The organism is Pedobacter sp. NJ-S-72 (assembly GCF_053890575.1).
The window spans coordinates 1,973,825-1,986,787 of record NZ_CM132681.1 but is presented as its reverse complement, the minus strand read 5'-3'; the positions used below and the strand labels follow the sequence as shown (position 1 = coordinate 1,986,787).

The 12,963-nt window shown below is 36.1% G+C and carries 17 protein-coding genes; 9 read left to right on the top strand and 8 right to left on the bottom strand.

Annotation, left to right across the window (positions count from 1 at the left end; genetic code table 11):
- Positions 1–84 precede the first annotated feature (84 nt).
- The 4 genes from ACWYN3_RS13220 to ACWYN3_RS13205 all read right to left on the bottom strand — a co-directional run bounded on the left by ACWYN3_RS13220 (position 85) and on the right by ACWYN3_RS13205 (position 1,959).
- Positions 85–660 (bottom strand): NAD(P)-dependent oxidoreductase, encoded by a 576-nt coding sequence (locus ACWYN3_RS13220; protein ID WP_456221565.1) that lies wholly within the window; start codon positions 658–660, stop codon positions 85–87.
- A 39-nt stretch (positions 661–699) separates the two neighbouring features.
- Complete coding sequence (locus ACWYN3_RS13215) at positions 700–1,116, bottom strand: Rrf2 family transcriptional regulator (protein ID WP_456222996.1); 417 nt, start codon at positions 1,114–1,116, stop codon at positions 700–702.
- A 107-nt stretch (positions 1,117–1,223) separates the two neighbouring features.
- Positions 1,224–1,610 (bottom strand): hypothetical protein, encoded by a 387-nt coding sequence (locus ACWYN3_RS13210; RefSeq protein WP_456221564.1) that lies wholly within the window; start codon positions 1,608–1,610, stop codon positions 1,224–1,226.
- Positions 1,594–1,959 (bottom strand): hypothetical protein, encoded by a 366-nt coding sequence (locus tag ACWYN3_RS13205; RefSeq protein WP_456221563.1) that lies wholly within the window; start codon positions 1,957–1,959, stop codon positions 1,594–1,596. Before ACWYN3_RS13205 ends, ACWYN3_RS13210 begins: the two co-directional genes overlap by 17 nt.
- A gap of 289 nt (positions 1,960–2,248) precedes the next feature.
- On the opposite strand from ACWYN3_RS13205, the gene ACWYN3_RS13200 reads away from it, so the two are divergent.
- From ACWYN3_RS13200 to ACWYN3_RS13190, 3 genes are all read left to right on the top strand, one after another.
- Complete coding sequence (locus ACWYN3_RS13200; RefSeq protein ID WP_456221562.1) at positions 2,249–3,610, top strand: AsmA family protein; 1,362 nt, start codon at positions 2,249–2,251, stop codon at positions 3,608–3,610.
- A gap of 68 nt (positions 3,611–3,678) precedes the next feature.
- A complete protein-coding gene (locus tag ACWYN3_RS13195) occupies positions 3,679–4,119 on the top strand; it encodes a hypothetical protein (RefSeq protein WP_456221561.1) in 441 nt (146 codons plus the stop codon).
- 158 nt (positions 4,120–4,277) lie between these two features.
- Entirely contained in the window at positions 4,278–4,730 is a 453-nt protein-coding gene (locus ACWYN3_RS13190) for a hypothetical protein (protein ID WP_456221560.1), read from the top strand.
- On the opposite strand, the gene ACWYN3_RS13185 is transcribed toward ACWYN3_RS13190, so the two are convergent.
- The 3 genes from ACWYN3_RS13185 to ACWYN3_RS13175 all read right to left on the bottom strand — a co-directional run bounded on the left by ACWYN3_RS13185 (position 4,687) and on the right by ACWYN3_RS13175 (position 7,305).
- Positions 4,687–4,920, bottom strand: a complete 234-nt coding sequence (locus ACWYN3_RS13185; RefSeq protein ID WP_456221559.1) for a hypothetical protein — start codon at positions 4,918–4,920, stop codon at positions 4,687–4,689. The genes ACWYN3_RS13190 and ACWYN3_RS13185 overlap by 44 nt on opposite strands.
- Positions 4,921–4,932: 12 nt before the next feature.
- On the bottom strand, positions 4,933–5,787 hold the full coding sequence (thiD, locus tag ACWYN3_RS13180) for a bifunctional hydroxymethylpyrimidine kinase/phosphomethylpyrimidine kinase (protein ID WP_456221558.1): 855 nt from the start codon (positions 5,785–5,787) through the stop codon (positions 4,933–4,935).
- Between the two features lie 108 nt (positions 5,788–5,895).
- Positions 5,896–7,305 (bottom strand): DNA/RNA non-specific endonuclease, encoded by a 1,410-nt coding sequence (locus ACWYN3_RS13175; RefSeq protein ID WP_456221557.1) that lies wholly within the window; start codon positions 7,303–7,305, stop codon positions 5,896–5,898.
- Between the two features lie 298 nt (positions 7,306–7,603).
- Here ACWYN3_RS13175 and ACWYN3_RS13170 point away from each other — a divergent pair, with 298 nt between their 5' ends.
- Genes ACWYN3_RS13170 through ACWYN3_RS13155 form a run of 4 tightly spaced genes read left to right on the top strand, consistent with a single transcriptional unit; the run spans position 7,604 to position 10,006 of the window.
- Positions 7,604–7,879, top strand: a complete 276-nt coding sequence (locus tag ACWYN3_RS13170; protein ID WP_456222995.1) for a circadian clock KaiB family protein — start codon at positions 7,604–7,606, stop codon at positions 7,877–7,879.
- Entirely contained in the window at positions 7,876–8,652 is a 777-nt protein-coding gene (locus ACWYN3_RS13165) for a PAS domain S-box protein (RefSeq protein ID WP_456221556.1), read from the top strand. The genes ACWYN3_RS13170 and ACWYN3_RS13165 overlap by 4 nt, the downstream gene beginning before the upstream one ends.
- Positions 8,649–9,539, top strand: a complete 891-nt coding sequence (locus tag ACWYN3_RS13160; RefSeq protein WP_456222994.1) for a sensor histidine kinase — start codon at positions 8,649–8,651, stop codon at positions 9,537–9,539. The genes ACWYN3_RS13165 and ACWYN3_RS13160 overlap by 4 nt, the downstream gene beginning before the upstream one ends.
- Positions 9,536–10,006 (top strand): hypothetical protein, encoded by a 471-nt coding sequence (locus ACWYN3_RS13155; RefSeq protein ID WP_456221555.1) that lies wholly within the window; start codon positions 9,536–9,538, stop codon positions 10,004–10,006. Before ACWYN3_RS13160 ends, ACWYN3_RS13155 begins: the two co-directional genes overlap by 4 nt.
- A 45-nt stretch (positions 10,007–10,051) precedes the next feature.
- Here ACWYN3_RS13155 and ACWYN3_RS13150 read toward each other — a convergent pair whose 3' ends face one another.
- Positions 10,052–11,269, bottom strand: coding sequence for a BamA/TamA family outer membrane protein (locus tag ACWYN3_RS13150; RefSeq protein WP_456221554.1), 1,218 nt, complete (start codon positions 11,267–11,269; stop codon positions 10,052–10,054).
- Between the two features lie 248 nt (positions 11,270–11,517).
- Here ACWYN3_RS13150 and ACWYN3_RS13145 point away from each other — a divergent pair, with 248 nt between their 5' ends.
- Together ACWYN3_RS13145 and ACWYN3_RS13140 are read left to right on the top strand one after the other, a co-directional pair.
- On the top strand, positions 11,518–12,360 hold the full coding sequence (locus ACWYN3_RS13145; protein ID WP_456221553.1) for an aminotransferase-like domain-containing protein: 843 nt from the start codon (positions 11,518–11,520) through the stop codon (positions 12,358–12,360).
- Positions 12,357–12,929, top strand: a complete 573-nt coding sequence (locus tag ACWYN3_RS13140; RefSeq protein ID WP_456221552.1) for a hypothetical protein — start codon at positions 12,357–12,359, stop codon at positions 12,927–12,929. The genes ACWYN3_RS13145 and ACWYN3_RS13140 overlap by 4 nt, the downstream gene beginning before the upstream one ends.
- Positions 12,930–12,963: the final 34 nt, after the last annotated feature.

Genomic DNA, 12,963 nt, shown 5'->3' with positions numbered 1-12,963 from the left:
TAAATGCTTAATAAGCTGCTGTAAAACGTTGTCTTACATGTTTAGCATTTTCCAGCTCGTCAATAATAGCAACGGCTAAATCTTCTACAGATAATATACTCTGCCATCAGCATCAAATACCGGAGTGTCCAGGCTTGTTCTGTAATTTCCTTTACGTACGCCTGAAGTTTGAGGTCCCATTTCGAAAGCTGGACTGAAAAACGTCCAGTCCAGATCTTTTTCCTCTTTAATGATATTCAGATAATCTCTTGCAGCAGTTGCTCCCGGTTTATAAGCAGCAGGGAAATCAGGTGTGTCAACAGCTTGTAATCCAGGGGCAACTTCTAAACTTCCGGCACCACCAATTACAATATATCTTTTTACATCCGATGCTTTAACACCTGCCTGGATGGCTTGTGAACCTTTGATAAAATCGGCATAAATATCAGGATTAGTCCATCCTGAATTATAAGCACTGATCACTGCATCTTTTCCATTGACAGCATTAGTTACCTGAGCGACATCAAATACATCCGCTTTTTCAATAGTAAGATGGTCATGATCTAAAGTGATTTTTTCCGGATGTCTGACAATTGCTGTTACCTCGTGACCTCTGTTTAATGCCTCTTTTAATATTGCTGAGCCTACAAATCCTGAAGCTCCGATTAATGCTATATTCATATGATTCTTATTTTTATGTCCTGAACTCTTTGTTTTTTATTAAAAATTTGATGTTGCTGACTGAAATTTTCTACTGAATTCTTTCAATGTCTTTTTCTCCAATCTGCTGGTTAACGAAAGCTCTGCTTCAGTATAAAGCTCATCAAGATGCTGATTAATTTGGCGGCCTACTGAACATGAAGGGTTTGGTGTATTGGTACGTCCAAGAAGAGGAGACTGGCGAACAGCTTTGTAGATGTCTGATAACAAAATATCAGCTGATGGACGGGCAAGTGTACAACCTCCACCGTTACCTTCTTTACTAGAGATAAACCCTAGCTTACGCAGGTTACTAATCTCTTTACGGAGCAGGGCCGGATTCAGGTTGATACTGCCTGCAATCCATTCTGATGATAATCTTTCTCCTTCACTTAAATCAAGCAAAGTAAGGATATGATATGAAGCGCAGTGGCAAATTTTGCATTATTCATCTGTAATATTTATTGTTACAGTACAAATGTATGCAAAAGAATTACTTAGCAGGATTTGCTATGTCTTGTTTTTGTAAAAATGAAATTATGAGGCTATTTTGAAAGCCTCTTTTCTAAAATTACGGTGTTGCCTGTTTTTCGTTTTCTGGAATTATTAAGAATAACATTATAGCCGCCTAAAAATCCTGTTCCTACGATATTCTGAGGGAAGGCAGAGCTTAATTGTATTTTCTGCTCTGCTAATTCAACTCCATTGAATAGGATAGAAGGAACTTTTACCTCATAAATAGTATCTGCCAATTTCCTTGCATGGATATCAGAAATAAACCTTTTGACAGGTTTAAGATTATACGTTGCAATTAATTTGCGGCCTATATCAGATCTGGAATTGATTTGGAAGCCTGTACCAGATCCGAAATCCAAAGCAAAATTAGTTTTAATACCAGCAATCTCAACCGCTACTTTAGGATAGGGAGTCATTTTTGTAATTGATAGTCGTAAATGCTTGTGACGGGGTAAATGGAAGTTTGGAAATGGAGATTTCATTATTATCATTATTGATTTTCCAGTTATACCGGTAAACCATTTCAGTTCCTGTAGAACCAGCGATAATAGAATCAGGAAAAGCATAATTTACAATAGCTTCCTCGCTTCGGAATTTCAGGTTCCCAACAGTAATTTTCGGAGAATAGAAAAGTAACCTGTTATGTGGCCGGCCATTAGGAGCAATTAAAGTTAGTATATCTCCGCTTGGAGAAAGTGAGCTGTTGGTTTGAAAATAAGGTGCTAATCTTAAAGGTTTGGCATAAGTACCAAATAATAAAGACATACTATCTTTATTTATCTTTACAGGTATAAATATTCGGTTGTACTTATCCTTTTGAAAAGTTATCTTAGTAATTACAGGTGACTGTGCATTCGAATTTTGTGAAGAAATACAACAAACAGCAATGATACCGCTTATTGTAAACACATGAACCTTAAAGTTCTTGTATAGAGTGAATTTATGGTGCTCATCGTCGTATGAATTTGTTGATATAAAAATAATCAATTTAATAGAACAAAACTACCTTTAAACAATTTCCATATTATAAACGTTTATTACGAAATTATCTTCTATGCCCCTTTGGTTAAAACGCTCGATTCAGATTTTCTCTTCCCTTATACTATTGATCATTGTGATTTTTATTGGTCTTGCTATCTATGTAAGCGCTAATAAAAAAGAATTGCAGTCTTCTATAACCAAAGAACTTAATAAAAATCTTAATGGAAATCTGACAATTGATCATATCGAACCAACCTTTCTTAAAGGCTTTCCTAACATATCCGTATCATTAAACAAAGTAGAAATTAAAGACAGCTTGTGGAATGTCCATCATCATTCTTTACTTACAGCAGAAGATTTGGATATTTCAGTAAATACAATGGCCTTATTAAGGGGTACCATAGAGATCAAAAAGGTTACGATTAATGATGCCTCAATTTATTTATTTACAGATAGTAATGGTTACAGTAATACCTCCGTATTTAAAAAGAGACCTGAAAAAAAACCTGAAACTAAAGACAAAAGTTTGGCGCCTGCAGAGATAAAGCGTTTTGATCTGAATAATGTGCGTTTTATCCTGGATAACAGAAAAGGGAACAAACTATTCTTGTTTGCAATTCAAGACTTTAGTGGTAAAGTAGATTACCCTTCGTCTGGCTGGACTGCAGACATTAAATTAAAGACTTTAGTGCGTAGTCTTGCCTTCAATACCAAAAGAGGAAGTTTTGTTAAGGATAAACTCCTGGAAGGGAAAATGGATATTGCTTACAATAAGCAGGCTGGTATTATTGAGGTTAAACCAAATATTCTGAATATCGGTACGGATCCTTTCATTCTGGGTGCGAAATTCAAGATCTCAAAAGATCCTGTTGAATTTTCAATCAGTGTAGAAGCCCCAGGTATACTATGGAAAAACGCATCAGCCTTGCTGGCTCCTAATATTACCTCTAAGCTGAATATGTTTAACCTGGACAAGCCAATTTTCGCTAAGGCGATTATAGAGGGAAATATGGGAGCAGGTGGTGATCCTTCTATTTTTGTTAAAGCAGGTGTAAAGAATAATACGCTGACTGGTTTTGGCGGAGTTATAGATAACTGCAATTTTGCTGGCGTTTATACCAATAACTTCATTAACGGAAAAGGCTTTACTGATGCTAATTCTGCTATCAAACTCTATCATTTTTCTGGAAGTTATAAAGAACTTCCCTTTACTGCTGATACCGTGTTTATTCATAACCTTGATAAACCTGTAGCGACCGGGATCTTTAAATCTAAATTTGATGTTGCTAAATTAGGTAACGTTTTAGGAAATGATGTTTTGAATTTCACAAAAGGTACGGCCGATTTAAAACTTCATTACAGTGCAGATATTGTGGACTTCAAATTTAATAAACCTATCTTAACAGGAATTATTAGTGTTAAAAATGCTGAGTAAGTTATGTTCCAAGAGGAGTTCACTTTAAGAACACATCCATTACATTAGACTTCAAAGGTCCTGATTTATTGATCAGAGATATCAGGTTACAAAGTGGTAAGAGCGTTGTATTTATGGATGGAAGTGTCAAAAACTTTCTTAATCTCTATTATAATGCACCAGAGAAGATTTTACTGAATTGGCGAATGCATAGTCCTAGTATTTATTTAGGTGAATTTCTTGCTTTTCTGGGGGAAAGAAAAGGTAGTGCGCCCGTTAAATCAAAAGATAAAAGCAACAGTTTCGCTACACAGATGAATACCATGCTGGACAAAGGAAGTGCTGAAATTAATTTGCGGGTTGACAAAGTACATTATAGCAGGTTTACCGGAACAAACGCAACCGCGGATATTTTTCTGTCTGAAAATGGCTTAAATCTGAAGAATGTCAGTTTAAAACATGGCGGTGGTGGTATTAAACTCAATGGAAAGCTACAGCAAAATGGCCGCCTGAATTTTTTTTTTCACTGAATACTGTGGTTTCCAATGTAAATATCAGAGACTTCTTTTATTCATTTGAGAATTTTGGTTTGGAAAGCCCGACTTATAAAAATCTGAAAGGAAATTTTTCTACCAGGACAAATATCACAGGAAGTGTTAACGGTCAGGGTAAACTAATTCCTGGATCAATGAACGGAAATGTCAATTTTGATATTAAAAAGGGTGCCCTGGTTAGCTATGATGCTGTAAAAAGCATAGGTAAGTTTGCATTTCCATTCAGGAACCTTGATAATATAACTTTTGATAACCTTAATGGTAAATTTGATATTAAAGGAAGACTGGTTACTATCAATCCAATGATGATTAATTCAAGTGTCCTGAATATGGATTTAGCCGGTGTGTATGCTACTACTGGAAAAGGAACGAATATATTTCTGGATGTGCCGCTTAGAAATCCTAAAAAAGATGAAGATATTACAGACAAGCAGGAGATCAGGGAAAGAAGAATGAAAGGTATATTGTCATACACATCCTCGCCACAGATGGAGAGGATGGTAAAATTAAGTTTAAACTGGTTGGTAAAAAAGATAAAGAGGGTTAAGGTTGCAGGCTTTCAAATTTATCTCCGATTAGAAAGATAAAGTCTTCATCTACAGTAACTTCGTCATTGGTTACCCACATGTCGTCCTCAGAGAGGAATATTTCAAAGTTCTCGTGCCCCGGTATGTCAACCATGAAAATTGAATCTTCACCATTTTCAATTTCAGTGATGATGACTGGAATTTCTTCACCTTCAAATTCTACTGAAAATTCTGTTTTTAAATCTGCCATGATCCAAATATATTAATTTTTTAGATCCGGATTGAGCCTGATTAATGGAACAGGGGCGTGTAAATGATTTAAGGGGCCTTTTCCTTTTCCTGTTGTTACATCAATCCCTTGATTTATAGCCTGATGAACATATGATTCTGCATTTGTTATTGCTGCAGGTAATTCGAAACCTCTTGCCAGAAAAGAGGCAATGGCAGATGATAACGTACAACCTGTACCATGTGTGTTTTGGCTGAAAATCTTATCATTTTCATAGATAAATTCCCTGCCTGTTTTGTCCAGATAAACATCACAGAGTATGTTCCCCTTCAAATGTCCGCCTTTAATCAGGACAGCATTGCAACCAAGATCAAGAATTCTTTTTGCTGCTGTTTTCATTTGCGCAACTGTAGAAATTTCCATTTCCGCTAAAGCGGCTGCTTCATCAAGATTTGGCGTGACTAAAGCACTTATAGGAATGAGTAATGTTTTCATCAATCCAATAGTATTTTCATCGGTTAACCGGTGACCACTGGTTGCAATCATAACCGGGTCCAGAATTACCGGGATTTCAGGATATGAAGTTAATGTATCAAATATAGCTCGCAGTAGCTCTGCTTTACCAATCATGCCAATTTTGATCGCATGGGGTTTGATGTCATTAAGTACAGCTATGATTTGATCAGTAAGAATAGCTGCCGGGAGATAGTGCAGACTAGTTACACCCAAAGTATTCTGGGCAGTTACAACGGTAATTGCGGAAGTTCCGTAGCAGCCTAAAGATGAGATTGTTTTCAGGTCGGCCTGTATGCCGGCGCCACCACCACTATCAGATCCTGCAATGGTAAGTACAGCAGGATAAATATATTTACGCTGTGTACTTACCATTGTTTGCCGGATCTTGATGAAAATTGGATTAATGATATCATTGAATAATTTTAGAGGAATATAATCTCTGGTAAAATTATCAATATATGCATTAATGTCAACACATATTTAGTTTGCTTTATCTACTGTGGTCTCAATTGCGTCCTGAATATTTTTAGGAAGAGATGATAATAAATCATAACCAGTTGCTTTTTCTATATCTCTTACTGAAACACGGTAGCCTTTCCAATCTTCATTGATATCATTAATATTTGGCGTATTCACTGCAATTACACGCGTTGTAGCTGTAACTCTATTCATATCATCATTACCATTAGGAATAATAACTGCTATCTTCCATACATTTGATGGAACAGTTACTTTACCATTTGCGATCGTACTTGCAGCTCCTTTGCTACCTACACCGCCTGATCCGTAACTACCCATAATGATATATACTTCATTGCCTTGTGAGGCCACCGTACGCAAATAGTTTTCCATATTGGCCCATGTTTTTTGATTGTTCTGAGGTGCCTGAGGAATCATATTAGACATTAAAAAAGTAGAACTGTTTGCGTTGGCAGAACTTGTACGGTCTGCTGATGGTATGTTATGACCGCGGTCAAATCCAGAACCTACATAAGTATTGCTCTGAACCTGAAAAGCTCCGGCAGGTAAACCCGTAAATCCAGCAAAATTGTCTAATCTGGGTGATGTACCGTTAAAGTCATTCGCATCAAGATGCCAGCTGATCCAGTTTGGTGTGCCTTTGGCGCTATTGTAAGATTCAACATAATAAGATTGATTGATCAGGAAGTTGTCTGCTGTAACCATTGTTGCATTCGAAGGATTTCCAAATAATAAATTACTGTTATCACCTGAAGCTGGCTGAGCATCTGTACCAGCTGTAATACCACGTGGTGGCGCAGCTACAATATTATTTGCAGTATCTACTGGGTTTGTGTCTGGTGTACCGATAATAATACCAGAATCACCAGTACCTTTAAAGGTTATGTCATCAAGGTTTATTCTGGTTGTACCTGCTTTTTTGATTTGAAAGCGAACAGCTGTAGTTACAGAAACCTTAAATGAATCCAGTTTTAATGCAGCATTGTCATCAACAATATCAGTACCTACCTGGGTATAAGTAGCTCCTGCATCTGTAGACATCATTAACTGCCATGTAGATGCTAAGTCTTTTCCATATTTACCATGTTTGATATAAAGCATGGTCATGCCTTTAACGTCAAAATTCATAGACACTTTTCCTGTTCTCAGTCTGATGCTTTTTGTCCCATTTTTTAAATCCGGGTCAGTTGCACCTACAAGTGCGTCATCCAATGTCCAGGCTCCGGTTGGTGCGGAGATATTTCCAACAGCATAACTGGCTTTATTAGAGCTTTCAAAACCTTCAACTATTGAATATACTGCTGGAGGTGCTATAGGATCTGGAGTAGTTGGTTTATCTGTAGTTTTCTTTGAACAGCCTGCTAAAACAAACGCAAGGCTACTGTAAATAAGTAATCTTTTAAGAATCATATAATAAAATTTGAAAAATGTTTTGGACTTCAAATATGGTGTATTAATATTAATAAGGTATTAATTTATCGTTTTACTTTCTACTGAAAAGCTGTTTGATTGCGGGTTAAGGGCATTGCAGATAATTGGAGCTGGAAATGATATCATTTTTTTAAAAAATATGTTTATCAATCTCAAAATTGATAAACTGAATCTTGGTCGTTTTTTTGTTAATGCATTTATGGTGTAATTTATTTATGCTTGAAAAGGATTTTAATATCAAATAAATGAGCAATACACCGATAAAATTGAATAGCGAATATCAGTTACGCTGTTTATTACCGGGGCTTCACATAATTCCGTTCGGGCGATTAATAATATTAAATTTATTTGTGAAAAATACTTGCAGGGAAATTATGTGCTGGAGATTATTGATGTTTATCAGATTCCTGAGAGAGCCTATAAAGAACAAATTACCGTGTTACCAACCCTGATTAAAAAAGGTGCTGAACCACATAAGAAATTAGTTGGTGATCTGTCAGATACCCATTGGGTACAAAGAGGACTTGGAATTAATTTTAAGGAGAAAGAATGAGTACTCAAAATACAGAAAAACAGCTTACAGCTGAAATAAAAAAGCTGCGTCTTCAATTGGAAGAAGCTAATGATACCATTGAAGCCATTAGGTCCGGTACGGTTGATGCTTTTGTAACCAAAGGAGACGATGGACTTCAGCTGTACACACTTAAAACAGCGGATCAGACTTTTAGGGTTCTGATAGAAAAGATGGGTGAGGGAGCAGTTACTCTAAACAAAAACGGAATAATTTTATACTGTAATTCCAGATTTGCTGAAATGGTAGATCTATCATTAAATAAGGTAATTGGTAAACGTTTTGATCAGTTTATCAATAGTTATACAACTGATAAGCTTAATGCAATTACAGGCAATAGTAAGCTGGCTGATTATAAAACAGAAGAAGTTTTAATTAGCTCTGATCTTTCCAGCATGTCAGTGCTAATGTCACTTACTAATCTTAACCTGGAAGAAGGAACCACATTTAGTATTCTTTTGACCGATTTAACAGGTCAGAAAGAAGCGCAACGGGTCTTAAAGGTTAAAAATGAAGAACTTGAAGAAGTCAGAAAAGAAGCGTTAGCACTCAATAATGCGTTAGAAGATACAGTAAATGAAAGAACAAAGGACCTTTTAGTGAGCAGAGAGCATTTTATGCTGTTGGCTAACAATATTCCACAGATCACCTGGACAAATTTACCATCAGGACAATTTAATTTTTTTAATGAACGCTGGTATGATTATACAGTTTATCATTTGATGCAACTTTTGAAGAATCCTGGGATAATATAATCCATCCTGAAGATCTTCCTGCTACCAGGGAAAGGTTTGCCTGCTGCATGAAAACAGGAGAGGTGTTTGAAATTGAAAATCGTTACAAGCGTAATGATGATATTTATCGCTGGCATCTTAACCGGAGTATTCCTTTAAGAAATGAAACGGGGGAGATCCTGTTCTGGGTAGGCACAGCTACAGATATTGATGATCAGCGTAAGTCCATCGAAAAGAAAGATGAATTTATAGGTATAGCGAGCCATGAACTTAAAACACCACTTACAAGTCTGAAGGCTTATCTGCAATTGATTTCCAATTATAAGAAAGAAACTGTCCCGAGCCAGGTGAAAACATTTATTGTGAAGGCAGAAAGTTCGATAAGCAGATTACAGATTCTTGTGAATGATTTATTGGATGTCAGTAAAATACAGGCTGGTAAATTACATTTTAGCCAATATCCGCTAAGTGTTAATAATGAATTGATTTCTACCTGTGCTGAAAATGCTGGTTATATGTTCCCTGATTATAATATTATTTACAAACCAGGAATTGATATAAAGATAAATGGAAATACTGAGCGGCTGGAGCAGGTGCTAATGAATTTGATTAATAATGCAGTGAAATATTCTCCTTTGCACAAAGATATCATACTATCATTTACAAAGGAGGGCCCTCAGGTGAGAATTTCAGTAACTGATTACGGTATTGGTCTTTCTGCTAGTCAGAAAGACAAGATCTTTGAACGTTTTTACCGCGTTAATGATCAAAATTTTATGGCTAGCGGTTTAGGAATGGGACTTTATATCTCTATGGAGATTATCAAAAACCACAAAGGTACAATAGGCGTACAAAGTAGAATTAACAAGGGCTCTACTTTTTACATTTTATTACCTTTGCTTCCATGAAATATGCATTAACAATTTTGCTTTGTCTTTCCGCTCTATTTAGCAATAGTCAGAATCTTAAGCTGAATCAGAAATCATTTATAGGTCAGCCAGTTTCGTCTGTTACTGATAGTTTAATACATCAGAAGTGGGCAGTGAGACCCGAATTGTCTGGTGCACAGGGGAGACAGTTATATAAAACTTTTTCTTACGGAAATCATGGATCTGAACAATCAAAAGCGTTATCGTGGTTCAGAATTCAGGCAGATGACGAAGTTATTAATCAACTGTACTACCAACTTAATGGTATTGATGCCTATAATCTCATTTTAAAAGAAATTAAAGAATCGGGTACAGAAAAAAAAGATATACAGGATATCGAAAATAAACAAATCAGCACCTATTATTTATCAAGTGATTTTATCTTTCAAACAATAACAGGCACTGATAGTTATACGGTTATGGTTACGCCTAATAAAAAATCATAAACCAAAGGATTTAAACAAATTGAACGGCTAAATTTTAGCTGGCATTTAAAATGCTTCTCCAAGGCCGATTGAAAATCCGGAATATCCTTTACTTACTCCATAATCAACAGCGATATTAGTATTAGAGCCTTTATTAAACTTGATACGCATACCAGCTCCAACTGCTGGATGGATCTTTTTAAACATATTGTTTTCCGGTTCAGTTACCGAAGTTGCATTAGCGAAGACTACAAAACCCAATAATCCATTATCAGTAATGTCTCTTCTATATTCACTTTCTATATAAAACAATCCTTTACCTCTATATCTGTTCTGATCCATACCCCGGCCAGATCTATTATAAGGGTCCCAGCCTATACTTGGCAGATTGAGATAGGGGATGCTACTATTCAAACCTGTCCAGAAATAAGACCACAAAGCCAGCGTATTTTGCTGATGTGGTTTGGTATTTAAAGAGATATATTTTCTGGCATCAACATAAAGAGATTTCCAGCTGGTTTGACTTCCCATAAATTTAGGATTAGTTCTTAAAATCATATTCAGATAACTTCCCGGTAATGGATTAATCGAATTATTGCGGGTATCATATAATAAATTGAAGGATATTCCTGAAGAAAAGGAATTGCTGTCCTGTTCTGTACCAGCATTATAACCACTAAATTTCTGAAGCCCCGGATCGGGAGTTTTTATATTGACAAAATAGTCAAGGTTATACCCGAAACCAGCATAAAAGTAAGGTCTGATTTGTTTTAATGCACTTTGATAAAACCTTACATATTTATAATCAACAAGCATCTTCTGATCCTCGTGTCCTGTTCCTAAGCCCCAGGTATACTGTGGGTAAACTAAGAAACGGGTATCTCCTTGTATATTCCAGGAATTATCTTTAAGCCATATATTAGATCTCAAAGGAAGTCCAAAACGACCCTGTAAATTCCAGTAAGGAGTAAAAGTCGCATTTGAGATATTAGTTGTTTTGCGATCACCCAAATAGAAACCTGCACTGGTTGAAGTAATCAGTGCTCTGCCGCCACCGGGAACATTAGCTCCGATTGGTAAGAGGGAAAAGAATACTTTTTTTGGCTTTTCTCTTGTTTTAGTACCTGGTTTTATTTTGAATAATACTTTAGCGATATCTATTAAATCCCGTTTATTCGAGGTATCCCGAACTTGATTATTAATCGGAATTGCATCACTTGCATTTTGTGCACTGGCATTGTAGGCAATAAATAAGAAGGAGAACAGTAAGATCGTTTTATGCATTATAGGCGAAGATAGTTAGTATCTGATAAGAACTTAACCAAATGCCGTGCCGTATTGTTTATATAATTATTAAAAATCTTCACTTTTTCATTGGAATATTTTTTTTTAATGGTAATGAAGCTATTATGTGCTACCTGATTTATGTATTTCAGTTGGCGTTTTGCTGTACATGATGATTGCATTTCTATAATTTGGCTACATTTGAATACAGTTGTTGATTATTGAAAAATTACAGATACAGTTTGACTATGAAACAATACCGGTACGAAGAATTTACCACTGCGATTGAGACCCAAATAAGAGAAGGGGTTTATAAGCCGGGCTATAAACTTCCATCTGTAAGAACATTGATGAAGGAGTATTCAATCAGTACCGGAACTGTCCAGCGGGGTTATGAATATCTAATGATAAAAGGGTTGGTAGAAAGCGTTCTTAAATCCGGTTATTATGTTTCAAATCTGCCCGAAAGTCAGATCAATGTGTCCTCAGCAAAGAAAAAGGTTACTGTAAGGGATGCTGTATTTAAGCATAATCTGTCACTGATGACCTCATTGCGGAATGAACGAAATTCTCTAACTGAATTTAATGTAGCAGCACCGGGTGATTTGTTAATCCCGCAAAAACTTATTCTGCGTACTATGCAGCAAGTTATAAGAGAACAAGGGGCTGGTTTATTAAGATATTATCCTTCTGGAGGATCTGTCGAATTGAAAGCTAATATATGCAGACATAGTGCACCCTATAACTCCAATTTAAGTGCTGATGAATTAATTATTACTGATGGAGCGCTGCAAGCATTGTATATCGCACTAGCATCAGTTTGTACCACTGGTGATGTTATTGCTGTAGAAAGCCCATGTGTATTTTCTATTCTTCAGGTAATTAAGATTTTACGGTTGAAGGTTGTCGAGATTCCTATGGATTTCCAAACAGGATTTGATATAGAATATCTGAAAAAAGTATGTGTTGATACAAAGATTAAAGCAATAATTGTTACACCGAATTTTCAGAACCCTACGGGTATTCTATTGTCAGATGATCAAAAAAAAAAAAACTACTTTCAGTTGCGCAGCAATATGGGATCGCTTTGATTGAAAATGATATTTATGGAGACTTAAACTTCACCGGACAGCGACCGCCTAATATCAAATCATTTGATGATAGTGGTTTAGTGATGACTTACTCCTCTTATGCTAAAACTCTGGCAGCCGGAATACGTCTTGGCTGGTTATCTGCTGGCAAATTTTTCCAGAAAGCCGAACAGGTGAAATTTTCAATTGGCAGCACTGTTTCTCCAATATATCAGGAGACAGTAAATAAGCTATTGAGTTCAAATAGTTATGATAGACATATCAGATCTTTCAGAATCCAGTTATCTAAAAATGCTTATCATACGATTAATCTGCTAACGACTTATTTTCCAAAAGGAACAAAAGTTGTCATGCCTGCCGGTGGCTATAATTTATGGGTAAAGTTACCTGATGATCTTAATATCGGCGAATTTTATCTGCATTGTGAAAACGTGGGCGTCAAATTTACACCTGGTGAAACCTTTTCCTTTTCTGCTGATTTTAAAAGGTTTTTCAGAATAGTATTTGCTGATCAGTACTCTGGGAAACGAATTGAAGGATTGAAACTTGCAGGTATGGCACAATATTAATTAAGTATTGATGTGTATCTGTATCGGTTGTTTA

Excerpts from the sequence above, each read along its gene's own strand:
- ACWYN3_RS13190 (WP_456221560.1), top strand. The coding sequence starts at position 4,278 with ATGAACGGAAATGTCAATTTTGATATTAAAAAGGGTGCCCTGGTTAGC.
- ACWYN3_RS13165 (WP_456221556.1), top strand. The coding sequence starts at position 7,876 with ATGAGTACTCAAAATACAGAAAAACAGCTTACAGCTGAAATAAAAAAG.
- ACWYN3_RS13220 (WP_456221565.1), bottom strand. The coding sequence starts at position 660 with ATGAATATAGCATTAATCGGAGCTTCAGGATTTGTAGGCTCAGCAATA.
- ACWYN3_RS13155 (WP_456221555.1), top strand. The coding sequence starts at position 9,536 with ATGAAATATGCATTAACAATTTTGCTTTGTCTTTCCGCTCTATTTAGC.
- ACWYN3_RS13150 (WP_456221554.1), bottom strand. The coding sequence starts at position 11,269 with ATGCATAAAACGATCTTACTGTTCTCCTTCTTATTTATTGCCTACAAT.
- ACWYN3_RS13185 (WP_456221559.1), bottom strand. The coding sequence starts at position 4,920 with ATGGCAGATTTAAAAACAGAATTTTCAGTAGAATTTGAAGGTGAAGAA.
- thiD (WP_456221558.1), bottom strand. The coding sequence starts at position 5,787 with ATGGTAAGTACACAGCGTAAATATATTTATCCTGCTGTACTTACCATT.
- ACWYN3_RS13175 (WP_456221557.1), bottom strand. The coding sequence starts at position 7,305 with ATGATTCTTAAAAGATTACTTATTTACAGTAGCCTTGCGTTTGTTTTA.
- ACWYN3_RS13210 (WP_456221564.1), bottom strand. The coding sequence starts at position 1,610 with ATGACTCCCTATCCTAAAGTAGCGGTTGAGATTGCTGGTATTAAAACT.
- ACWYN3_RS13205 (WP_456221563.1), bottom strand. The coding sequence starts at position 1,959 with ATGTCTTTATTATTTGGTACTTATGCCAAACCTTTAAGATTAGCACCT.
- ACWYN3_RS13145 (WP_456221553.1), top strand. The coding sequence starts at position 11,518 with ATGAAACAATACCGGTACGAAGAATTTACCACTGCGATTGAGACCCAA.
- ACWYN3_RS13200 (WP_456221562.1), top strand. The coding sequence starts at position 2,249 with ATGCCCCTTTGGTTAAAACGCTCGATTCAGATTTTCTCTTCCCTTATA.